At 62.2% G+C, this 23,281-nt stretch carries 16 protein-coding genes; 11 read left to right on the forward strand and 5 right to left on the reverse strand.

Annotation, left to right across the window (positions count from 1 at the left end):
* The 6 genes from VGP39_RS15060 to VGP39_RS15085 all read left to right on the forward strand — a co-directional run.
* Positions 1-393: Bug family tripartite tricarboxylate transporter substrate binding protein (locus tag VGP39_RS15060; RefSeq protein ID WP_327568899.1), on the forward strand; the 393-nt coding region annotated here is incomplete at its 5' end.
* A gap of 28 nt (positions 394-421) precedes the next feature.
* Positions 422-2,215, forward strand: a complete 1,794-nt coding sequence (locus tag VGP39_RS15065; protein WP_327568900.1) for an acyl-CoA dehydrogenase family protein — start codon at positions 422-424, stop codon at positions 2,213-2,215.
* Positions 2,216-2,291: 76 nt separating this feature from the next.
* Positions 2,292-4,520 carry an acetate--CoA ligase family protein gene (locus VGP39_RS15070; RefSeq protein ID WP_327568901.1) on the forward strand — a complete coding sequence of 743 codons (2,229 nt, stop codon included), beginning with the start codon at positions 2,292-2,294 and terminating at the stop codon, positions 4,518-4,520.
* Between the two features lie 327 nt (positions 4,521-4,847).
* Positions 4,848-6,143 carry an O-acetylhomoserine aminocarboxypropyltransferase gene (locus VGP39_RS15075; protein WP_327568902.1) on the forward strand — a complete coding sequence of 432 codons (1,296 nt, stop codon included), beginning with the start codon at positions 4,848-4,850 and terminating at the stop codon, positions 6,141-6,143.
* Between the two features lie 3 nt (positions 6,144-6,146).
* Positions 6,147-6,929, forward strand: coding sequence for an alpha/beta hydrolase (locus tag VGP39_RS15080; RefSeq protein WP_327568903.1), 783 nt, complete (start codon positions 6,147-6,149; stop codon positions 6,927-6,929).
* 62 nt (positions 6,930-6,991) lie between these two features.
* Positions 6,992-8,542 (forward strand): AMP-binding protein, encoded by a 1,551-nt coding sequence (locus tag VGP39_RS15085; protein WP_327568904.1) that lies wholly within the window; start codon positions 6,992-6,994, stop codon positions 8,540-8,542.
* 221 nt (positions 8,543-8,763) lie between these two features.
* Here VGP39_RS15085 and VGP39_RS15090 read toward each other — a convergent pair whose 3' ends face one another.
* Positions 8,764-10,914, reverse strand: coding sequence for a PBP1A family penicillin-binding protein (locus tag VGP39_RS15090; RefSeq protein WP_327568905.1), 2,151 nt, complete (start codon positions 10,912-10,914; stop codon positions 8,764-8,766).
* 695 nt (positions 10,915-11,609) lie between these two features.
* Between VGP39_RS15090 and VGP39_RS15095 the strand changes: the two genes are divergently transcribed.
* The 4 genes from VGP39_RS15095 (at position 11,610) to VGP39_RS15110 (ending at position 15,883) form a co-directional block, all read left to right on the forward strand.
* Positions 11,610-12,407, forward strand: a complete 798-nt coding sequence (locus VGP39_RS15095) for an intradiol ring-cleavage dioxygenase (RefSeq protein WP_327568906.1) — start codon at positions 11,610-11,612, stop codon at positions 12,405-12,407.
* Between the two features lie 179 nt (positions 12,408-12,586).
* Entirely contained in the window at positions 12,587-14,176 is a 1,590-nt protein-coding gene (locus VGP39_RS15100) for a WbqC family protein (RefSeq protein ID WP_327568907.1), read from the forward strand.
* 41 nt (positions 14,177-14,217) lie between these two features.
* A complete protein-coding gene (locus tag VGP39_RS15105) occupies positions 14,218-15,156 on the forward strand; it encodes a glycosyltransferase family 2 protein (RefSeq protein WP_327568908.1) in 939 nt (312 codons plus the stop codon).
* Entirely contained in the window at positions 15,149-15,883 is a 735-nt protein-coding gene (locus VGP39_RS15110) for a class I SAM-dependent methyltransferase (protein ID WP_327568909.1), read from the forward strand. Before VGP39_RS15105 ends, VGP39_RS15110 begins: the two co-directional genes overlap by 8 nt.
* Positions 15,884-15,886: 3 nt before the next feature.
* On the opposite strand, the gene VGP39_RS15115 is transcribed toward VGP39_RS15110, so the two are convergent.
* The 4 genes from VGP39_RS15115 to VGP39_RS15130 form a co-directional block, all read right to left on the reverse strand.
* Positions 15,887-18,259, reverse strand: coding sequence for a hypothetical protein (locus VGP39_RS15115; RefSeq protein ID WP_327568910.1), 2,373 nt, complete (start codon positions 18,257-18,259; stop codon positions 15,887-15,889).
* Positions 18,252-19,382, reverse strand: coding sequence for a vanadium-dependent haloperoxidase (locus VGP39_RS15120; protein ID WP_327568911.1), 1,131 nt, complete (start codon positions 19,380-19,382; stop codon positions 18,252-18,254). The genes VGP39_RS15115 and VGP39_RS15120 overlap by 8 nt, the downstream gene beginning before the upstream one ends.
* Positions 19,383-19,402: 20 nt before the next feature.
* Positions 19,403-21,004, reverse strand: a complete 1,602-nt coding sequence (locus VGP39_RS15125; RefSeq protein ID WP_327568912.1) for a tetratricopeptide repeat protein — start codon at positions 21,002-21,004, stop codon at positions 19,403-19,405.
* A 124-nt stretch (positions 21,005-21,128) separates the two neighbouring features.
* Positions 21,129-21,383, reverse strand: a complete 255-nt coding sequence (locus tag VGP39_RS15130) for a hypothetical protein (RefSeq protein ID WP_327568913.1) — start codon at positions 21,381-21,383, stop codon at positions 21,129-21,131.
* Between the two features lie 411 nt (positions 21,384-21,794).
* Between VGP39_RS15130 and VGP39_RS15135 the strand changes: the two genes are divergently transcribed.
* A complete protein-coding gene (locus tag VGP39_RS15135; RefSeq protein ID WP_327568914.1) occupies positions 21,795-23,204 on the forward strand; it encodes a ferritin-like domain-containing protein in 1,410 nt (469 codons plus the stop codon).
* Positions 23,205-23,281: the final 77 nt, after the last annotated feature.

The raw sequence follows: 23,281 nt of genomic DNA on the forward strand, positions 1-23,281 counted from the left end.
GGCCACATCGACATGATGTGCGCCGAGCGGTCGGCAACGGTCGAGCATTTGCGTGCCGGCAAAATCAAGGCCTTTGGTCTTTTGGCCGAAAAGCGTTGGTCCGCAGCGCCCGACGTGCCCACTCTGGAGGAGTCCGGCGTCCCGGGTGCGCATATTCCGTGGCTACAGGGTTTTTGGGCGCCGAAGGGCACGCCACGCGACATCATCGCAAAACTCAATGCTGCGGTCGCCGAGGCGTTATTGGATCCCGCGGTTCACCAGCGGTTGACGGACTTCGGTCTCGATGTTGCGCCGGACAACCAGCGCACACCGGATGCGCTACGCGCCTTTCACAAGGCGGAGACGGAAAAGTGGTGGCCGGTCATCAAGGCGGCCGGCGCCAAGCCGGAATAACGTTCGGCCAACGCGTGAGGAGGAAGCCATGCATGGCCCGCAACCAATCCGGCCGATCGAGGATTTTACGGCCGAATCGGAGCCTGCCGACGGCGCGAGCCATATTGCGGGCGATTGCGCGGGCCTGAATTTTTACGAGATCGACCGCGGCCTGCGCGATCTGCTGCCGCTTTATCTGGCCGAGGACGACTACCGGCACCTGCAGCCGCATTTCCATCGGCTCGGTCACCTCGCCGGCGGCCGGCTCGACGAGCTGGCGCGGATCGCCGACCAGAATCCGCCGGTGCTTCATGCCCGCGATCGCTTCGGCCGCGACGAGGACTGGATCGATTATCACCCCGCCTATCGCGAGATGGAGAGCATCGCCTTCGGCGACTTCCAGTTTCACGCCATGAGCCATCGCGGTGGCGCGCTTGGGGCCAGCGGGCTACTGCCCGCCGTCGCAAAATATGCCTTGCAGTACCTTTTCGTGCAGGCCGAGTTCGGGCTGATGTGTCCGATCAGCGTGACCGACACCTCCATTCACCTCATTCGCAAGTTCGCCAGCGCGGAACTCAGGGATTATCTGCTGCCAAAAATGCTTTCAGGGGAGCTTGCGACGCTCTGGAAGGGCACGCAGTTCATGACCGAACGCGCCGGCGGCTCCGACGTCGGCGCGATCGAGACGGTTGCGCGGCTCGAAGATGGCGTCTGGCGGCTCACCGGAGAGAAATGGTTCTGTTCGCATGCCGATGCCGACGTGGCGCTGCTGCTGGCGCGCCCCGAGGGAGCGCCGCCCGGCACCAAGGGACTGGCGCTGTTCGCCTTGCCGCGGCGGCTGAAGGACGGCCGGCGGAATACTTACAAGATTGTGCGTCTCAAGGACAAACTCGGCACCCGCTCGATGGCCTCAGGCGAAATTCGCCTGGAAGGCGCCGTCGCCTATCTGGTCGGCGATAGGGAGCGCGGCCTCAAGCAGATGATGGAGCAGGTCAATTTATCGAGGCTCTCGCATGGCGTGCGCGCCGCGGCGATGATGCGGCGTTGCGTGAACGAGGCGATGATAGCGGCGCAGACGCGAGTCGCGTTTGGCGAGACGATCGTCAACTATCCCCTGCTGCGCCGCCAGCTTTTGAAACTCGTGGTGCCGACCGAGCAGGCGCTGTCGGTGATGTTGTTTGCCGCAGGCTCGATGGACCAGGTCAATGCCGGGTCCATCGAGGCGCAAAGCCTGGTCCGCATCCTGACGCCCCTCTTAAAATTCCGCGCCTGCCGCGACAACATTCCGGTCGCGACCGGCGCGATGGAAGTACGCGGCGGTAACGGCTACATCGAGGAGTGGGTGCATGCCCGCCTGGTCCGCGACGCGCACATCGGGGTGCTCTGGGAAGGCACCAGCAACATCAATGCGCTCGATATCGTCAGGCGGGCGGTCGGAAAAAGCGGCGCGCATCGGATTTTGGGCGCCGCACTGAAGCGCCGGCTCGATGAAGCAGCAAGCCTGCCGAAGAGTTTTCGAGATCGCCTGACGCTCGCATTGGAAAGAGCGCTCGCATTCGCGGAACGGGTGGCGGCCGAACCGGACGCCGAGGCAAGCGCTCGGCTGGCCGCCAGCGCGCTTTATCACGTTACCAGCGCTATCCTGCTCGCCTGGGAAAGCAGCCAGCCTGGGGTCGATGCGCGCCGGGCGCTGCTGGCAGGCTTCGTTCTGGAACACCGGCTGACGGTGCGCGATCCGCTGGCCCCCGTAAGCGGCGATTGGGAACGCGAGGCTACCGACATCGTTCTTACCGACCAGCCGGCCGCAGCGGCGCGAGTTGCCACCCTCCTCGATTCTCAATAACAACAATGCAAAGCCGCGGCTGGATCGTCGATCGATCTTCTGTCTCGCGGAATAAAGAAGGGGTGAGGTTGCGCGTATGGAAGCTCAGGTAAATGCCGCGTCCGGTCCGGCCGGCAAATGGTCGCCCCCGCCGGAGGCAAGCGAACTCGTCAAAAGCATTCATGCGATGCTGCATCCGCGCAACATCGTGCTGGTCGGAGCGACGGACAAGCCGGGCAACTACGCCGAGCGCATCTGGACCAACCTGATCAAATACAACTACGAAGGCGGGCTTTATCCGGTCAATTCCAAGCGCGAAACCATCTGGGGCGTGCCCTGCTACAAGGATTTCGTCAGCCTGCCGGACAAGCCCGATCACGTGCTGGTGCTGGTGCCGGCGCGTTTCGCGGTCCAGGTCATCCGCGACGCGGCGGCGGCCGGCGCGCGCTCCGCCACCATCGTTACCTCGGGCTTCAGCGAGTTGCAGGATGAGGACAGCCAGAGGCTCGCCGCCGAGCTGCAACGAACTATCCGCGAGACCGGCATGGCCGTCACCGGCCCGAACTGCCTCGGCAATCTCAGCGCCGGCGAAAAATTGTTCACCAACATCGACGACCGCATCGTCACCATGGAAGCAGGTCCCGTGGCGATCGCCGGCCAATCCGGCGCCATCGTGATGGCGATCCGCCAGGCCCTGGAAGATCGCGGGGTCGGGGTCGGCTACATGGTGACCACCGGAAACGAGGCCGGCCTCGAGACGCCGGACCTGATGGCCTATTTCGCCGCCGATCCCTCTATCCGCGTCATCGTGGTCTATCTCGAAGGCGTGCGTAACACCAAAGTTTTTCGCGCGGCCTGCAAAGCCGCGCGGGCGGCCGGCAAGCCCGTGATCGCGCTCAAGCTGGGGTCTTCCGAAGGCGGACGCGCCGCGGCGATGGCGCATACCGGCGCGCTCGCCGGCTCGATCGAAACATTCGATGCGATCTCGACCCGCGAAGGCGTCATCCGCGTACGCGGCCTGGACGAATTGATCGAAACCACCGAATGCTTCGTCCACGCCGACCCGCCGAAAGCTGCCCGGCTCGCCGCAGTGACCTTGTCGGGCGGCAAGCGCGGTCTTCTGCTCGACGCGTTCTCGTCGGCGGGCTTGAATTTCGCCCCGCTCAGCGAGGACGCCAGCGGCAAGCTTGCAAAAATGCTCGGGCCCGGCAGCATCGTCGGCAATCCGCTCGACGCGGGGTTTGCGGCCGTGGTCGATCCGTCGGTCTATATGCAGTCGATCAAAGTCATGATCGACGACCCCGATACCGACATCGTCATTATCGACTCCGAACTGCCGAAGGCGCCGCATGAAATGCGCGAGCGGAATTTGCGCATCGTCAACGAGATGGCGGGAGCCGCCAGCAAGCCAGTGGTCTATATCAGCACCATGTCGATCGGTTTTACGGAATTCACCAAGGGGTTGCGCAAGTCGCTGCCGCACATTGCCGTCATGCAGGGACTGGACCGGGCGGTGGACGCGATCAAGTCGTTGATCGCCTATGCCTCGCTGCGCAAGGAAGTGCCCGATGTGATCTCCAGTTCGAGCGCCTCGGCGCGCGCGACCCTGGAGCGGACCCTCAGGAATGCCAGCGGCGCGGCGCTCGACGAGGTCGCGTCGAAGAAGCTGCTGAAGGCTTACGGCATCCCGGTGTCGAAGGAAGAGATCGCGCATGATGCGGCGGGCGCCATGAAAATCGCCAAAAGGATCGGATTTCCCGTGGTCGCCAAGGTTGTCAGCGCGGACATCCTGCACAAATCCGACATTGGCGGCGTGGTGTTGAACCTCAATAGCGCTGCGGAGGTCAAGAAAGCCTTTGGCGACATCACCGCGCGGGTGAGGAAACTGAAGAACAAGCCAAGGCTCGAGGGCATCCTGATCGCGCAGCAGGTCAAGGCCGACCTCGAACTGGTCGTCGGTGCGTCGCTCGACGCCGAGATGGGACCGGTGGTGTTGTTCGGAACCGGCGGCGTCGATATCGAACTGATGAAGGACGTCGCTCTAGCCGGTGCTCCGCTCGACGCGGCCGAGGCGAAACAGCTGATCGGGCGCACCAAGGCCGGCGTGAAGCTGAAGGGCTATCGCGGCAAGCCGGCGTTGCACGAGGCCTCCGTGGTGAAGGCGATCGTCGGCCTGTCCAACCTGATGGCCGACGCCGGCACCCGCATCGCCTCGATCGACGTCAATCCGTTCCTGATCAATACCAGGACCGGCGTCGCCGTCGATGGACTGATCGTCCTCAACAACGCCGCCGCCAACCAGCCGCGCGAAGATTCCGGGAAGTAGAGCATGAAGTAGAGCATGATGGCTTTAGGTCAAATCGCCATGACGTTCGGGTCACCTCTCCCCGCAGGGAGAGGTCGGATCGCATCGCAGATGCGATCCGGGTGAGGGGCCTATCCGCGAGTACGAGGGTGAGGCAAGGCCCCTCACCGGAAGCCTGCGCTGCGCTCCGGCTTCGACCTCTCCCCTGCGGGGAGAGGTAACGCGAGCCGCTTCAACCTAAATTCATCACGCTCTACCTAGATGTATCAAGGCTAACGGCCAATCGAGATTTGTGGCAGAAACCATCAGCCGCCTTCGCAAGTCCATCCAACCGATTTCGAGTTCGACATGCCCCCGCCAAAGCCGCCCGCGTTCGAAACCCTCAGCCTCCATGCGGGGCAGCATCCGGATCCGGTCACCGGTGCGCGGGCAGTGCCGATCTATCAGACCACATCCTACGTGTTTCAGGATTCGGAGCACGCGGCGGCGCTGTTCAACCTCGAACGCGCCGGGCACATCTACACGCGGATTTCGAATCCGACGACGGCGGTGCTCGAAGAACGGCTGGCCGCGCTCGAGGGCGGCGTCGGCGCGATCTGCACGGCGAGCGGCATGGCCGCCTTGCATCTGGCGATCGCGACGCTGCTCAATGCCGGCGACCACATCGTCGCCTCATCCTCGCTCTATGGCGGCACCATCAACCTGCTTGCGCATACGCTGCCGCGTTTTGGGATCACCACGACGTTCGTGAAGCCACGGGCGCTGGACCAATTCCGCTCCGCAATCAAGCCCAACACCCGTCTGGTGATCGGAGAGACCATCGGCAACCCCGGTCTCGAAGTACTGGACATTCCTGCCGTCGCGGCAATCGCGCATGACGCGAAAATCCCGCTGCTGATCGACAACACCTTTGCAACCCCCTATCTCAGCCGCCCGATCGAGCTTGGCGCCGATCTCGTCATGCACTCGGCGACCAAATGGATCGGCGGCCATGGCATCGCCATCGGCGGCGTGATCGTCGATGGCGGCCGGTTCGACTGGCGCGGCTCGGGCAAGTTTGCGGCCTTGACGGAGCCGTATGCCGGATATCACGGCATCGTCTTCGACGAGCAGTTCGGCCCGGCCGCGTTCATCATGCGGGCGCGCACCGAAGGCCTGCGCGACTTCGGTGCGTGCCTGTCGCCCACCAATGCCTTTCAACTGCTGCAGGGCGTCGAGACGCTGGGCATCCGCATGGACCGCCACATCGCCAATACCCTCGCGGTGCTTGAGTTCCTGACATCAAACAAGGCAGTCGGCTGGGTGCTGCACCCCTCGCTGCAGAATCATCCCGATTATGAACTGGCAAAACGATTGCTGCCGCGCGGCACGGGGTCCATCGTCAGCTTCGGCATCAAGGGCGGCCGCCCTGCGGGGAAGAAATTCATCGAAGCGCTGCGCATGATCAGCCATCTGGCCAATGTCGGCGATGCCAAGACGCTGGTGATCCATCCCGCCAGCACCACGCATCAGCAGATGGACGCTGCCCAGCTTGAATCCGCTGGGATCGGTGAGGAACTGGTACGGCTGTCGGTCGGCATCGAATCGGTCGCCGACATCATCGATGACCTCGGCCAGGCGCTCCGGCTGTCGCAGAAGGGCTGAGCCATGCAGTTGTCCGTGAACGGGTTTGAGACATTCGTCGCCACCGGCGGACGCGAATTCGATGCGTCGCAGCCGACCATCGTGCTTCTGCACGGCGCCGGCTTCGATCATACCACCTGGGCGCTGCACAGCCGGTGGTTTGCCCATCACGGCTACGGCGTATTGGCTCCGGATTTGCCGGGCCATGGACGTTCGATCGGCGCGCCGATCTCCACGATCGCCGGCATGGCCGACTGGACGGCGTCGCTGCTGGATGCCGCCGGCGCCGTCAAGGCGCGGCTGGTCGGCCATTCCATGGGATCGCTGGTCGCGCTCGAGACCGCGGCGCGGCATCCGGCAAAAGTCTCGGCGCTGAGCCTGATTGGAACGGCGGCGGCCATGACCGTGGGACCCGATCTGCTCAAGGCCGCCGAGGCCAACGATCATTCGGCCGTCGATATGGTCTCGATCTGGGGCCTCGGTTTTCAGGCGGAACTCGGCGGAAGCCTGGCGCCCGGATTGTGGATGCACAGCGGCGCGCAGCGTGTTCTCGAACAGTGCCGGCCGGGCGTGCTGTTCAACGACCTCACCGCCTGCAACGCCTATCGAGACGCCCTCGCCGCCGCCGCGCAGATCACGGTCCCGGCTACTTTCATTCTCGGCGAACGCGACATGATGACCCCGGCAAAGGCCGGCAAGGCGCTTGCCGCCGCGCTGCCGAATTCACGCACGGTGGTGCTGCGCGGCGCGGGCCATATGATGATGGTCGAACAGCCCGACGAACTGCTGGCGGCGTTGCAGGACTGATCGCGGCCGATTCTCGTTCAGACCGAAGTCAATTCGGCGAAACCTTTTGGGGAGCAACAGCAATGTATCCAGGGACTCACGCCAAGACGAGAGCCGGCCAGGCGGCCTTCATCATGGCGCGGACCGGCGAAGCGGTTACCTACGCCGAACTCGAGGCACGCACCAACAGGCTGGCGCATTTTCTGCGAGGCCGCGGCCTGGAACGCCTCGACCACTATTCGATCTTCATGGAAAACAACGCGCGCTACATCGAGTGCTGCGGCGCCGGCGAGCGCTCCGGCCTGTATTACACCTGCATCAATTCGTTCCTGACACCGGATGAACTCGCTTACATCGTCAACAACAGCGAATCCAGGGTGCTGATCTTTTCGGAAAGCATGCGCGCCGTTGCCATGGAGGCGTTGCGGCAGTGCCCGAATGTCGAGGTCAGCCTGGTGGCGGACGGACCGGGGGATGGGATGCGCATCCTCAATCTCGACGAGGCGACATCGCAACTGCCCGACACGCCGATCCCGGACGAATCGGCCGGCACGGGGATGCTGTATTCGTCGGGCACCACCGGCCGTCCGAAAGGCATCATCCGGCCATTGGCCGGACAGCCGCCGTCGCAGCAGCTGCCGCTGTTCGATTTCCTGCAAAAGCTGTGGCGGTATCGCGAGGGCCTGGTGTACCTGTCGCCCGCCCCGCTCTATCACTCGGCGCCGCAGGCGGCCGTCAATCTCGTCATCCGCAACGGCGGCACCGCCATCATCATGGAAAGCTTCGATCCGGAGCGCTATTTGCAACTGGTCGAGAAATACCGGCCGACCCATAGCCAGCTGGTGCCGACGATGTTCTCGCGCATGCTGAAACTGCCGGAAGGCGTGCGTTCGCGCTACGACCTGTCGTCGCTCGAAGTCGTCATCCATGCGGCGGCGCCCTGCCCGCCGCAGGTGAAAGAGCAGATGATCGGCTGGTTGGGCCCGATCATCCACGAATATTACGGCGCGACCGAGGGATTGGGTTTCGCCGCATGCGACAGCGCCGAGTGGCTTGCGCATCGCGGCACCGTCGGCAAGGTGATGCTCGGCGACCTGCATGTGCTGGACGAGAACATGCAGCCCTGCCCCAAGGGCACCTCCGGCACGCTCTGGTTCAAGACCGCGACGCCGTTCGAATATTTCAACGATCCAGCGCGGACGGCCGAGGCGCGATCGGCTGACGGATCGATGAGCACGGTCGGCGATGTCGGTTACGTCGATGACGACGGTTTCCTGCATCTCACCGACCGCGCCACCTTCATGATCGTGTGCGGCGGCGTCAACATCTATCCGCAGGAGTGCGAAAACCTGCTGATCACCCATCCCAAGGTCGCCGACGCCGCGGTATTCGGCGTGCCGAACGAGGATCTCGGCGAAGAAGTGAAGGCCGTCGTGCAGGCGATGCCCGGCGTCGCCGCCGACGCAGATCTGGCGGACGAATTGACCGCGTTCTGCGCAAAACATCTGTCGCGCCAGAAGTGCCCGCGCTCGATCGATTTCGAAGCCGAGCTTCCGCGGCTCCCGACCGGCAAACTCTACAAGCGCGTGCTGCGCGACCGCTATTGGGGCGACCGCAAAAGCAGGATTATTTAGCGCGTGCCGAATTCAGGTCAAAGCAGCTCCTTCTTACCTCTCCCCGCAGGGGAGAGGTCGGATCGCATCGTCAGATGCGATCCGGGTGAGGGGCCTATCCGCAAGTACGAGCGTGTGGAAAGACCCCTCACCCGAAGCCTGCGCTGCGCTCCGGCTTCGACCTCTCCCCTGCGGGGAGAGGTGACGCGAGCCGCTTAACCTAAATTCAACACCCTGGCGTCTTACATGCGCCGCCAGATACCGAGCCGGGCGGATCTGGCTTCGTCTTCGGCCGCCAGCAATTCCGCCGGCGCATCGGGGGTAGCCCTGGCGCCGCCATTGCTCAAAATGATCTCCGACAGATTTTGCCCCTCGACACTGCAGCGATAACGGTCCGGCGATCCGCTTGGCTCGCAGCTTACGTCGCGTCGCCTGAGAAACCGCGCCAATGATCGAAGCGCGCGGCGATCGTCATCCCCGACAATGCCCTCCAGCTGTATTTTTCTGCCACGGATCGCCAACGTCGCGGTATCGAGGACCTCTGCCGGCCCGCGCGCGCCCGCATCCGAGCTGGCCGCCACCGCAACGCCCGCGGCAGGGCTTGCGGGGTTCGGCGCAAGATTCATCGGATTGAAGCCGTCTGAATTTCGCCGGGCGGTCGGTCCGGACGGCTTGGAAACAATCGCAAGCGCGCGGCTGACAAAATCGCGCCAGATATTCGCGGGAAGATCGCCGCCGGTAACCCGGTTGGTCGGGGTGTTGTCGTCATTGCCCACCCATACGCCTACGGTAATGTCCGGCGTGAATCCGATGAACCAGGCGTCCCGGTATTCCTGCGTGGTGCCGGTTTTTCCCCCAATGGGAACATTCGGAATACGCGCCGCCTTTCCGGTCCCCTCGCTCACGACGCTCTGCAGCAGGTCGATCATCATCGCGCGGCTGACACCCAGCTGGCCCGAAACTTCCGTACCGGCGCCGGGTCTGGTGTAGAGCGCCTGTTGAGAGCTGCCTGCAACCGAGCGAATTGAATGGGGTTCGATGGACTGAACGTTCGCTGCGACCGAGCCGAACGCCCTTGTCATCTCGATCAGGGTGACCTCGGCGGAACCCAGCGCCAGGCTCGGCACAGCCGGCAGCGCCGACTGTATGCCCATGCGCTTTGCCGTATCGATGACCGCTTGTACCCCGACCTCATCGCCCAATTGAGCCGCGATCGTGTTGACCGAATGGGCAAACGCGGACCGCACGGTCATGCTGCCGCGAAAGCCTCCGCTATAGTTTTGCGGCTCCCACTCCCCGATCTGCGTTGGCCTGTCGACCACGACCGATTGCGGCGTATAACCACGCTGCAGCGCGGTCATGTAGACGAAAAGCTTGAACGAGGATCCTGCCTGCCGCTTGGCCTGGGTGGCGCGGTTGAACTGGCTGGCTTCGTAGTCGCGCCCGCCGACCATGGCCAGCACGGCGCCGTCCCTGCCAAGCGCGACCAGAGCCGCCTGCGAGACGTTTTTCTTCGCACCCTCCGCCTCCAGCCGCCGCTCGATGACCCCCTCCGCAAGGCGCTGCAGCTCCAGATTGAGCGTGGTGCGAAGCGTCAGGTCACCCGATGACGACCCGAAAAGCCGGCGGACGTCGCCCGCCACCATGTCGACAAAATAGTTGCTGCCGGGCGGCGTCTCCGGCGGGGTGCGCAAATTTACCGATTGCGCGCGGGCGGTTTCCGCTTCTGCGGCGGTGATGGCCTTGGTTTCCACCATGCTTTGCAGGACGATCTCCTGCCGCTCCTTGGCTCCGCCGAAATTGCGGGTCGGTGCCAGTTGCGACGGCGCGCGCACCAGGCCGGCCAGCATCGCAGCCTCAGCCAAAGACAGTCCGCCGGCCTTCTTTCCGAAATATCTCCTTGCGGCAGCATCGACGCCATAGGCGCCGGCTCCGAAGTAAGCGGTGTTCAGATATCGAAGCAGGATATCCTCCTTGCCGAGCTGGCTCTCCAGCCACATCGCAAGCAGCGCTTCCTGCACCTTGCGGCGGAACGTCCGTTCCGGCGAGAGAAACATCAGGCGCGCGAGCTGCTGCGTTATCGTGCTGCCGCCTTCCCGCGTGCTGCCGGCCTGCGTATTCCGCCAGCCAGCCCGTAATATTCCGCGAAAATCGACGCCGTGATGCTGGTAAAACCTTCGATCTTCAATGGCGATGATCGCCTGCGCCAGATGCACCGGAAGGTCCGCGGCCGTCAGCTTGTCGCCTTTGAATACACCGCGTGTCGCGAACGCCTCGCCTTGAGCGCCCTCGAACGTCAGCGCGCTCTGGGTTGCTTCAACCTGAAGGCCGCCGCTGACCGGAAGCGTCGCAACGCTGTAAAGGACAAATCCGATGACAAGGACCGATCCCACCGCGAAAGCTGCCGCAAGATATTTCGGACGAAGTCTTGCGCGATGCAGCCGCCGGCGCCATGTCGAACTCGAAGGCTCTGCGGCTTGTCGCAGATTTTCAAATCGAGATTTCAGGTTGAGTCCTGGCCGGCGCAGATTTCGCACCGATGACGGCAACCGCGCGGTTATTTCCGGCCACCGCCTCGTGAAATATTCCTTGCCGGCAAGCACGGATGATCGACGGTGTTGCCACCAGATCCGCACGCGACGTACCGCATTCAGCACCACCGTTCGTGCAAGACCGGCGATCTGTCGTGCCAGGGTGCGCAAGGAGTCGCGAATCTGTCCCGGCGTAACGCGAGCCTCGTCGCCTGACGCCGGATCGCGGTCAGCATTGGATGCGATCTCTTCACGGTGTTGCAGCGGAGTCTCCGTTTACGACGATCGAAAGACCGTTCAATGCAAGCAGGACCGCGGGGTTACGGCTTTGCACCCGACCAATATTCGCAAGGCACCGGCTGGGTAATGCGACGGAAAACGAATTATCGCCCTCAAAGTTCCCGATCGCGCGTTTGGCGCGGCCGGGCGGCGGCTTAGCCCGCTGCCACCTTCGATTCAACCGGCATAAATTCCGGCGAGGTTACCGCGAATTGATTTGGTGCTGCAAACCCCTGCAACTACGCTTCGGACCGGGCAGGCGATCAGAGGAGGAGAAGATGCTGAAGACCCCTGTGCTGTCGCGCCGCGCAGCGCTCGCGGCGCTTTCGCTCCCCGCGGTCAGCGCCTTGAGCGCGGCGCGGGCGGCGCCGGTTGCGGACGCCGCACCGCCTCGCGATGTCTGCCTGCTGACGCCGCAATCCATCGAGGGACCGTTCTATCTCGATCCGCGGCTGGTCCGCGCGAAAATCGCCGAGGGCCGGGCCGGCGTCCCGCTGCGGGTCGATTTGCGCGTCATGGACGGCGCTACCTGCAAACCGAACGCCCGGGCCCGCGTCGACATCTGGCACGCCGATGCGCGGGGCATCTATTCGGGCTACCAGGGCCAGGGCGACAAGCAGGACCTTTCGACCGTCGGGCAGACGTTCCTGCGCGGCACGCAATTCGCCGACGGCAAGGGTGCGGTGCGGTTCGAGACGATCTATCCGGGCTGGTACGAGGGCCGCGCCACGCATATCCACTTCAAGGTGCTGCTCGAAGACCGCAACGTGCTCACCGGGCAAATGTATTTTCCCGACGCGGTGAACGAGTTCATCTATGCCAATATTCCGGCCTATGGCGAGCGCCTGAACCCGCGCGCGGTCGTCAACGCCAACGACCGCTTCGCGACCTTCGACGATCCGAACCGGCTCAGCTTCTGCGCCATCAAGGAGGAGCGCGAGTGCTATGCCGTGTCGCTCGTTCTGGGCGTCGATCGTTCCGCCGTCGCAAAAGCGAAACGGCCGCCGCCCCAGGATGACGCTCCGCCGCGTCCGGCCGTTGAACGCACGCGGATGTTGATACCCGGCTTGATCTGACGTCAGGCGATCCGGCCAGACCGCGCCCGGCGGATCGCCAGGCTTTGCTCGCCCGAGCCCAGCAAGGCGTCCAAACGGCGGTTTTTGCCGCCACCGACCCGGTTGGCATGATACCCCGGTGCTGACATAATCGGACGCGCACTCCCGGACAGTGCGGATCGCGGACCTGGCAAGATTAAGTGAACCTCCCCGAGCGTCAGAAAGAGCGTCGTGCTGCGATTCTGCAGTCGTGCTATATCCCGTGGAAGGGTTATTTCGACATCATCGCAATGGTCGACGTCTTCGTCGTCTATGACGACGTCAAGTACAGCAAGAACCATTGGCATAATCGCAACCTGATCAAGACCCAGCACGGCCTGAAATGGCTCACGGTGCCTGTCTCTCGAAGCCGCGAAAAGATCGATTCGATAGACAACATGCATATCGCGCGTCCGTTTGCACACAAGCATTGGCGCAGCATTGCCCAGTCCTACGCCAAGGCGCCGTTTTTCAGGAAATATTCGGAAAGACTGGAGCATTGTTTCAAGGTCGCCGGAAGTCTCGAGAATCTCAGCGCCGTCAATGTTCTGTTTCTCAAGGTCCTGTGTGAGGAACTCGGCATCCGCACTGAAATCATTTCGTCGCGCGACCTCAACGCGCGAGGCGCACCCACCGAAAGGCTTGTGAATATCTGCCGGGAGATCGGCGCCAACGTCTATTTGTCGGGTCCCTCCGCCAAGGCCTACATCGAGGAAGAGAAGTTCGCCAGATCCGCGGTCGGTCTGGAGTGGATGGATTATTCGAGATATCCGCGCTATTCGCAATTGCATGGACCGTTCGCGCATGGCGTGACAGTGCTGGATCTGATCCTGAATCAGGGACCTGACGCTCCAGCTTTTCTCAAATCCGAGCCTCCAAGACCCGCTGTATCGCCCGGCATTTCAAGTCCGGTGCCGGCCCGAGGCCGCGAGGCCGAACCACGTCCGACGCTGGTGCCCCTGCAAGGGTCGGGTCGCAACCGACACGGCCCGGCGCTCTCGGCGCATCCCCTAAAATCGCGGCGAGTATCCATCGTTCAGTCCAATTACGTGCCATGGAAGGGTTTTTTCGACCTGATCGGACAGTGCGACGAATACGTCATCTTCGACAGCGTGCAATATGTGAAGCGGCACTGGCACAACCGCAACCGCATCAAGACCGCGAACGGCGTCGAATGGCTGACCATCCCCGTGGTTTCCAAGGGCCGGTTCGAGCAACCGATCGACGAGGTGGCCATCGAAAAACCCTGGGCGGACAAGCATTGGCGCGCGCTGGAGCTCGCCTATAAACGCGCCCCGTTTTTTGAGCGGTATGCACCCACGATAAAGGGCTGGTATGAATTGGCCGACAAGAAAGCCCTGCTCACCGACGTCAATGCCATCTTCCTGCGCGGCATTTGTGAAATGCTCGGACTGAAGACAAAGATCACGCGTGACACCGCCTATCCGATACAGGGCGTCAAGACCGAACGTCTGCTTGGAATAGTCCGCGCCGCCGGCGCCGATCGTTATCTCAGCGGCCCCTCGGCCCGGGCCTATTTCGACGAGTCGGCGTTCAAAGCAGTCGGGGTGACGACCGAGTGGATGGATTATCAGGGCTACCCGGAATATCCGCAGCTGCACGGTGGCTTCGAACATGCGGTTTCGGTGCTTGACCTGCTGTTCAACACGGGACCGGATGCGCCGCGCTATCTCAAGCGGGCCGGAGCACCCAGCGTGGGTGTTGAGGAAATCTCCACGGTTACCGCGTAACAGGGGCCGATCCTTAGCGTCGCATTACGGAGCGCAAACAAATGCAGGCTGAAACGCTGTCCGGTATTTCCGTGGTCGTTGCGGTTTACAACGGCGCTTCGCTGATCGAACGGCTGGTGCAGGATGTTGCCGCGCCGCTCGAGGGTAGCGGCGAACCCTATGAACTGCTGCTGGTCGAGGACGGCAGCCAGGATTCCAGCTGGCAGGCAATCGTCGGCGCCGCCTCCCGTTATCCCTTCGTCAAAGGACTGCGGCTGAGCCGAAACTTTGGCCAGCAGATCGCCGTGAGTGCCGGAATTTGCCAGGCCCGCCGGGAATACGTCGTGGTGATGGACTGCGATCTGCAGCATCCCGCATCGGCCATCCCGAAAATCCTTGCTGCTCTCAAATCAGGCAACGAACTGGTTTATACGGTTTCCAAGGTTCGCAACAACGCGCGTGACGCCACGACGTCGCGGCTGTTCTGGTTTGTGTTGACGAAGATTTTCAGGGTTCGTGTCGTTGAAAATCAGCTGATGATGAAGGGCATGACGTCGAGAATCGCCCGGATCTATCAGAGCTATCCCGAAGCTACCCGAACGGTGGCCGGCATCGTCGGTGACATCGGCTTCAAGCACGCCGTCATCGAGGTCGAGAACGCACGACGCGGCGAAGGCAGGAGCAACTACGGATTTTTCCAACGCTTCGACCTCATGATCGACATGATCCTTTCGATCGCGGTGGCCCCGCTGAAGATTCTGATCTATCTCGGTCTTGCCGGCTTCATCGTGTCGCTGGCGGCCTCGATTTATTTCCTGACGATGGCGCTGTTTCATCCGGTCGTCTCGGGGGTCACGGCGATCTTGCTTGCGGTGTGCCTGTTCGGAACCCTGACGACGCTGCTGTTCGGGATCGTCGGCGTGTATCTGGCCAATATCTATACGGAAGTCCGCCGCCGGCCGCTTTTTCTGATCGCTGAAGAGACCGCATCTCATGGATGACCTTGCAATCATCGCCGCGCAGCGAAACGCCTATCGCGCTGAATTCGTCAAGCACGGCGATACGCCGCTCGGCACCCATCAGGGCGACCGGACCAGCCTCGACATGCGCTTCGAGGCATTGCTGAGGAACCTCGCGCCTCATCTTCGAGCGGGCACCAGCATTCACGAAGTCGGCTCGGGGCTGTGCGATCTCTATGGATTCCTGAAATCAAGCGGCCTCAACCGGCGGATAACCTATTCGGGCACGGAAATCGTGCAGGAGATGATCGATCACGCCGCACAGAAATATCCCGAAGTAACGCTTTGCAATCGCAATTTCCTGGAGTGCGGCGCCGACGAGCAGTACGACTTCGTCCTGCTCAGCGGCACGCTCAATCTTCTTGCGGGGGTGGAGGGCGATGAATGGAAGGCAATGTGTCTCGCCCTGATCAAAAAAATGTACGCGCATGCGAACAATGCAATCGCATTCAATTTTCTCTCGTCCTACCGCACGTTCTCCGACCCGTTATTGTATTATTTCGATCCGGCGGAAATGTTCGATTTTGTCACCAGGAACCTGTCCCGCTTCATCCATCTGGACGCGGGCTACCCGCTCTACGAATGCACCGTGACGGTTTTCAACAAGAACTATCTTTCCACGTTTTACGGTCATGACGATCTTAAGAAATATTTTCGCCAAGGCGACGGCCGCTTTGGCGCAAGGTCTTCGATCATCGATCGGGACTGAGCATCACACTCGCACTCCGTTGTCGGCGACGTTACCTTGACGATCAACGCAATCAGCGACGCCTGCGCCCGGTCCGGCATCAGGCCGCGGCCCGGCTTCCCAGTCGTTGCCTTCAAGCAACTCGACTTCAATGCCCGGCTGCCAATGCGGGGCAACGCGCACGATTCCAAGCCGGGCCGTTGCAAGGTCGTCCGCGTTCGGTCCGTGCCTGCTTGCCTTGGGATCGCAATAGCCCGAAAGCAGCGGACGATAGTTGTCGTCCTCGGCCGCTTTAACCTCGCCGTTTTCAGCGTCGACAAAGATCGCCGCCAGTCGTCTTGCAACAAACGGGGCCGCATTGCTGGTGCCTTGAACGTATGACAGCGAGCCGCTGCGCACGCCCGCGGCAATGGTGCCGGTCAGAACCCTGGAGCGGTCGGACATCGACGAGCACGCCACCTTCGCTTCAGGCCACCCAGGATCGAGCGTTCCTGCGGAGCTGTAGAGCGCCGGTCGGGCTTGGCTGAGCGTCGAGCCGAGGCCGGCGCCCAACCTGTATCCCGCGACGACCAGCGAGGTGCAGCCGGTCGCGAGCCCGTTCAGGCTGCCGAAACGTTGCACGAATGCATCCCTGGTGTCCTCTTCGTTCAAATCTCCATCGCAGCCGTAGCCAACATCCTTGGGATCGTCGAAATAGCTTTGACGGCTTCCTGAGCGGAGATCGTCTGGGTCCGCGGAACGCTGGATCCAGCAATGAATTGGGTAATCCTGCAGTCGCGCCGCTTCGACACCCCGCTTGAGAACAACAATCCACTCGCCGGACTCGACGCCAGGAAGGCGGGGGTCTTCCGGCTCGGTCGGCGCCATGATGACAAGGACACGCCAGCGACCGGTCTTGTGTTCGTCATTGCGATGATCGGCCCTGTGCTGGTCCGCGCTGACCTGGCCGACCTGCTTTCCGTGCGCATTGTATAGAGCGACGACCTTTCCGGGATCGTAACCATCTTTCGGTGCGCCGACTTCGATCTTGAAATACAACCGGCAATGCTTCCAGGGATCGTACAGTTCGACCACATAGCCGGACGGATCGAAATCTTGCGGAAACCAGAGTTCAAGATAGCAGGGAGTCCGATCGTTGGGCTGAATGCGCCACCGGAATTTTGCTTCGTCGTTATCGAAATCGGTATCGCGAAGCCTGCCATGCAGGCCCGAAAGAAATGAGTTTCCGGCCGGAACAACCAGCGCCGTCGGACCCTTGCTGGCGCGGCGCCTTTCAACCATCTGATTGATGGCAGCCTCAAGTTCGGTACCGCCATCGTGACGACCTCCCGAGAAGCCGTAGCTGAAGTTGATAACCAGGCGCGGACATTCGATCCCGTACTTTTCAGCGATCAGGTCGACGCGGTTGAAGATGTAGTGGAATGCCGCCAGCATATACATATCCTTGCCGAACCCGGATGTGTCCAGGGCGATGGTGTTCGGCAGCTGTACGGCGACGATACGGATTTCTTCCGGCGCGATGTCGCCGCGCTCGGCTGCGTAGCCGGTGGCAAGATCCATGATGTGCGCGCCATGCGTGGCATGGCGTGCGATCATGCTGCCGAGGTCTTCGGCATCGGCCGTGGCCCCGGCCTCGCGATAGAGCGTATCTTCATCGTCGCCGTATTTTTTGATATAACCGTCAATCTGCTTGCGCGTGTACTCGCGACCGAACAGCACGCTCTTCTGTTTTTCGTCAATTGCAACAGACTGCAGCCAGCAGAACTCGATCCGGGTACGGCATCCGCTGGCGTCGCGGAAGTTACGGTGCGCGAACGGCAGGCCGTCGTCGATCACGGCCATGATGGTGATGCGCTTGTTCGCTCCGATGCGCGCTTGCAGTCCGTCGTCGCACTCCCAGTCCGGCGGCCCCGACCCGTCGTTCAGTTTCTCATTCATCGCTCGATCCGGAATCGGAAAGGCGACACGGAAACGCGGATTACTAATGTCGACAAACTTTGCCTCAGGCGGAGGCTGTACCGACTGAAGCAAGGCCTCGGCCGCCTCAAATTGCGGCCGGACCTGAGTGAGGGCATCCAGAAGCAGGTTCTTGAGCTCTTCCGGGCCCTTGATCGCGCGACCAAAGGGATTTTCAACGACGAAGGGAACAAATGTCAGTGCGGGGTCCTTCCACAGCGTCGGCAGCTTGCCCTTCGCGCTCACAATTTCATAGACGCGACCACGCGCCGCGGGAGAAGGCCTGACTTCGGCAACAGCCGAAATATGTTTCGAAAATTTGCGGATGGCCGGAAAAGCATAGCCTTTACCCGGCCCGAAGTTCCAAGCCTCGTACGGGCTAAGGTACATGGGAAGCTTACCGGGGTCTTGCGGTTCGTCGGTCTTCTCTGAACTATCCATCGCGTGAACTCTGGTGCAGATCGAACTCGTCGTTGGCCTTGTCCAGGAGGAACTCGAACAGTGGGCTTGAATCGACCTTGAAACAATCGATTTCCTCGACGCCGAAATCCGAGTTCGCGCCCTTGCAAAACTCGTTAACGAAAAAGTCGCGATCGCCTTTTGCGTTATACGAATAGCCTTGCACGTCTTTGCCGATGCCGCATTTGGCCAGGATAATCTGGCCGACCGCGCGTCCCAGAACGGCCCCTGCCCAGGTATCGATTGGAAAATGCACGCCGGCAACGGTCCGGTTGACGGCGATGCGTTCCGCCAGCTTGCTGATCAGCGCCTGCCGGCTCTCGAAGTCGGTATAGTGCCGCCGGCGATGTCCGACAAATCCTCGCAGTACCTCTGCCACCGCGAACGCTTCCGTCGAATGTGCGCTCGGGAAACTGCTATGGGCCGGCGTCGGGATCATCGGCATGACCTGAGCGCCGAGGCGGTCTGGCCGGCGACAGGCCAGATGATGCTTCGCGCGCATCGCCACATGCGCGGCCAGCACCTGGGTGGCCGCGATGAGTTCCAGCGTATAGTGGTTAGGCGTGGCTTGCAGCCCGAGTATCATCATGAAGTAGGGCGTCGGGAAACCGAGCTGGCTGAGGATCTCCGCCGTTCGGTCCGGCCGCTGGTCCAGATACGATCGCATGAACAGCAACTGATCCTGGAAGCATTCGAGGCCGGGCCGATGAATGGCTCCGAAGGAATTGCCGCAATAAGTCAGCGTCACGCTCTCCTGGTCGCGGTCTACATCCCAACCGAAGTCTTTCATGAAGTCGGTCAGGTACAGCGACGCTCGAACCCAGTCAGCCCATAGCGCCATGTTGGCCGGTGAGGAAAAGCCGAGTTGCACCGGGCGACCCGGTGGGAAGCCGTTCGCGACGTGGGTGATCGCCTGTTCGGTGATCTGCAGTCCCTGCACCAGCAGCGGGTCGTAAACCGGATCCGCTCCGGCAAAAAGGAAAGAGCCGAGACCGGTGAAGCTGAGATTTCCGGCGCCACCGGCCCCCCCGGCGCCACCAGCACCTCCCGCTCCACCGGCCCCCCCGGCTCCTCCTGCGCCCCCCGCGCCCCCCAACTGGCCCATTTGCAATTCCTCCTGTGTGCCTATGGAATGCCGGCGGCGCGTAACGCAGTTGCGACCCGACGGCCGAATTCCTGTTCACCCGCCGGATGTTCGCGAAGATAGCTTGCGACTGTGAAACTCGGCTGCCGCCGCAGAACCTCTCGGCCGGCCGCCACGGCCTCGCGGTCGCGGCCGAGTTGATGGAGCGCGGTGATTTTCGCCCGAAGCGTGGAGATGTGCCGGTCGTGACGGAGCAGCGAGCGTTCGGCGAGGTCGAGCGCCTCCTGGTAGCGGCCGGCGGCCAACAACGCGGTCGCGCCGAGCGACTCGTAATAATACTGGAAAGGATCGATCGGCGAGAGACACCGCGCCTTCTCCGCAGCCTGGACCGCAGTCGCCGCCTCATCCCGGAACGCATGCAGCGCTCCCTTGAGCAGCCAGGCCAGCGATTCATTGGGATTGCGCCGCAACGCCTCCTCGTATCGCGTATTTGCGATATCCATGCGGCGCAGCAGATTATTGTGGGCGAAGCCGTCAATGGTCAGACAAAAGGCGCTCTCGGGATTGATGTCGAGCGCGCGCGCCGTGCTGTCGATAGCGATCCGCGTGTCCTTCGCAGGATCCGTGCTCCACCTGTTGAACACGCTCAGTATGTGCCATTTGCCAAACCAGGCGTGGGCCTCCGCAGCATTGGGAGCGCGCCTCAAGGCCTCCTCGATCAGTTCGCGCGACCTCGCAAAATCGCGCAGTGCGGGGCGATGCATGAGCCCCACCCCGGCCACCAGAAGTCGATGGTCCTCCAGGTCGGAGAGCTGACGGTCGGACACGTGCAGGATCGCATCGTCGGCAATCGTGCCACCCACCGCGCGCACGATTTCCGAAACTCCTTCTGCGGAGCGGCCGAGAAAGTTGTCGATCGGCCCGGCAAACTGCCGCGTCCACAAGATGCGTCCCGACACCATGTCAATAAAATCGGCGTCGAGCACGATTTCCCCGGCGCCGACGCGAAGCGTACCCACCACGGAATAGTCGACGCCGAGACGCGCACGAATCGTTGCGATGTCCACGGTCTGGTGGTCGAGCGCCCTGCTCGACCAGTGAGAAATTACGGCGGTCAGATTGGACCGCGAGAGCGAGCGGCATACTTCCTCGGCCAGCCAGTCACCGAGAACCGCATGCTCAGGCGATCCGGCGATGGTGCGGAACGGCAAGACCGCAATCAGCGGAAGCATCGACGCGGCCGGCGGTTGCGACGACAGGCTGTAGAGCGAATAGACCTGTTGTGGATTGAGGCGCATCGCGCCGAGCCAACGGTTGAAACCCTCTTCCCGAAGGTTGATTCCTTCCAGCAGCTCCCCGGAACCCGGCCGCCCGATGAAGGAGACCCGCGTAAGGTCGAGCGTGAGGTCGGAATTCGTGCTGCTCAGAACTTCGGCGAAACTGTCGCCCAGGATCTGCTTGATATCGGACAAAGCCCGTCTGAGGCTTTGCCTTCCGGTGTCATAGCATGCCGTCCCCCAAAGCGTATCCTGCAGGAAGGGACGGGTACGGCGCCCGAACGGCGCGGTCGCCAGAAGGGCAAACAGCGCCTTGTGTTTGGCGCCGGTTATCTCAAATCCGCCGAACCGCGTGGACCGCACCACGCAGGCTCCAAATAAGTTGATCTCAATGCGCCGGCTTTCCACCACAACAATCCTGACGGCGAGACAATGTGCAACCTGGCAATATTTCAACCTAACACCGTCTTGGCCGGGCCTCCAAGCGGCCTCACACTTTTTTCACGCCGCCAAGAACGACACCCTGCATTAACCTTCCGGCATGAGCATATCCGGGGGAGACGGTGAACAGCCGGAAAATCGGCAAGGCGACCAGGTCGCTCCGCGCGACCTGATCGATTTTTATCGCCGCTGGCCGGAATTCCGGCTGGTGGTCACGCGTCTGACGGATCGCGCCGATCTCTCCGCTTCGGAGCGGCAAACCATCCAGTGGCTGATCCTGCTCGCCGACCGCATCAGCGAACATGACTTGCATCCCTTGAAGCGCCCGTGAGGGCGGGCCTCGCCTGCCTTGCGCGCCTTGGCCAGCGAAGTCTTGGTGTCTCGATCCCGGTCCGTTCGGCCGGCGAGCGAACTCACGCTTATCTCACGTGACCAAAGCGAATTGTTCGATACTATCGCGTTGGATGTCATCGGCGACGTCTCACGACCGGAATTTTTCACTATCGGAATTTTTTTTACCATCGGAATTTTGGCGCGGGCGAGGAACCGGGAATTACTATTGGCCGGCCGCTCGCGCCGCCGGCGTGCATATCGTCGTGCATCGATGCAGCGGCGGCGTTCTTACGGGAGTGCGCGAGCGGTCAACGAATTGGGGGTAGACATGAAACGTGGTGCGATACGCCGGCTTCGTTGGGGCGGACCGGGTTTGGCGGCAATGCCTTTAAATACGCCGAAAGGCAAAGCAACGTCCGCCAAGGATGCCAAGGGAGCTAGTCACGATCAGTCGTTTTCCACGGATCTGGCGATCGGGTCCCCGGCGGCGATCGCAACCGGCGCCGGGACGGCTCCGGTGCTCGATCCGCCGCCTGCAACGGCCGAGGAAGAAGCCGCCGCGCTGCTCGGGGTTGCCGCCGAAGTCGAAGGCGCGCTGCTGGCGCAGTACCTGTTCGCGGCCGGATCGCTGCGGCAGGCCATCAGCGTTGACGTTCCGGGGTTCGGCCATCCGATCTCGTCGGATGACTGGTACGACGTCATCCGCACTATCGCCAAGCAGGAGATGGGACACCTCATCACGGTGCAGAACCTGTTGCTGAGCCTTGACGCTGCGCCGCATCTCGATCGCGAGAACTTTCCACTTGAGTCGCCGCTGTATCCGTTTCCGTTCAGCCTGCAGCCGGTGCGGCTGGAGACGCTGGCAAAATATGTTTGCGCCGAGGCGCCGCACAAGGTCACCGCGGCCGATCAGGCCGACTTCGATGAAGCAGTTCTGAAGGCGAAAGCGGTTGTCGGCGAGGTGCCGCGCGCAGGCCAGATCTATGAGCGATTGTTCTGGTTGTTCCAGGATGGCGATGCGGCCCAGCAGCCATGGCCCGATCTGCAGAATCCATTCCCGACCTGGCCGGACTGGCATGTCGATCCGGCCAAGATCGGCTTCAATCAGGACCGTCAGGCTGATCCAACGGAGTGGCGCGGCGATGATGCCAACGGGCCGCCGGATACAGCGATCTACGTCGCGCAGGTGAGCGACAAAGCCTCCGCCCGGCAAGCGGTTTACGCCGTGGCGCTGCAAGGTGAGGGTCCGGTTGAAGCTCAGGGCCTGACCCATTTCGACAAGTTCTTGCGGATCTATCGTGAGCAGCGGGCCGTCGACGCGCAAGGCGGCGCACCGGCGTTCGCACGCAACCAGGCCGACGATCCGCGCACCGGTCTGGGCGGGACAGCGACCATCACCGACCCGACGTCCCTGATCTGGGCAAAACTCGCCAACGTCCGCTACCAGATGTTGCTGATGGATATCGCGCTTGCGGTCTCGATCGGTCAGTCCGGCAGCGCACCTGGTACGACCGCCACCCGGAAGAATTTCTACGGGTGGGCCTTTATGGAGATGCTTGGAACGATCAAGCCATTGACCGGAGAGTTGCGGGAGATGCCGCTCGCCAAGGGAGCCGGTTCCAGCGACCCGCGAGCAGGAATTCCCTACGAACTTCCCAATCAGAGCCTGCCGTCGGAGACCGCCGCCCAATTGCAGTATCTGCGAGACCGCATCGCAGAATCGAACCAGATACGGACGCAGATTCGAACGAGTTCAATCCGACCCCGAAGCAGAAAGGTCTGCTCACCTTGATAGGGAGTATCGACACGGCGATGAGCGCAAAGCTCGCTTGAGCAAGCGCTCGTCGAATTCGGATCGCGGACGCTACC

It is taken from the genome of Bradyrhizobium sp., assembly GCF_036009065.1.
Classification (GTDB): domain Bacteria; phylum Pseudomonadota; class Alphaproteobacteria; order Rhizobiales; family Xanthobacteraceae; genus Bradyrhizobium.

Coding starts and splice junctions, on each gene's coding strand:
- VGP39_RS15065 (WP_327568900.1), top strand. CDS start 422: ATGCATGGCCCGCAACCAATCCGGCCGATCGAGGATTTTACGGCCGAA.
- VGP39_RS15070 (WP_327568901.1), top strand. CDS start 2,292: ATGGAAGCTCAGGTAAATGCCGCGTCCGGTCCGGCCGGCAAATGGTCG.
- VGP39_RS15075 (WP_327568902.1), top strand. CDS start 4,848: ATGCCCCCGCCAAAGCCGCCCGCGTTCGAAACCCTCAGCCTCCATGCG.
- VGP39_RS15080 (WP_327568903.1), top strand. CDS start 6,147: ATGCAGTTGTCCGTGAACGGGTTTGAGACATTCGTCGCCACCGGCGGA.
- VGP39_RS15085 (WP_327568904.1), top strand. CDS start 6,992: ATGTATCCAGGGACTCACGCCAAGACGAGAGCCGGCCAGGCGGCCTTC.
- VGP39_RS15095 (WP_327568906.1), top strand. CDS start 11,610: ATGCTGAAGACCCCTGTGCTGTCGCGCCGCGCAGCGCTCGCGGCGCTT.
- VGP39_RS15105 (WP_327568908.1), top strand. CDS start 14,218: ATGCAGGCTGAAACGCTGTCCGGTATTTCCGTGGTCGTTGCGGTTTAC.
- VGP39_RS15110 (WP_327568909.1), top strand. CDS start 15,149: ATGGATGACCTTGCAATCATCGCCGCGCAGCGAAACGCCTATCGCGCT.
- VGP39_RS15115 (WP_327568910.1), bottom strand. CDS start 18,259: ATGGATAGTTCAGAGAAGACCGACGAACCGCAAGACCCCGGTAAGCTT.
- VGP39_RS15120 (WP_327568911.1), bottom strand. CDS start 19,382: ATGGGCCAGTTGGGGGGCGCGGGGGGCGCAGGAGGAGCCGGGGGGGCC.
- VGP39_RS15130 (WP_327568913.1), bottom strand. CDS start 21,383: ATGTTCGCTGATGCGGTCGGCGAGCAGGATCAGCCACTGGATGGTTTG.
- VGP39_RS15135 (WP_327568914.1), top strand. CDS start 21,795: ATGCCTTTAAATACGCCGAAAGGCAAAGCAACGTCCGCCAAGGATGCC.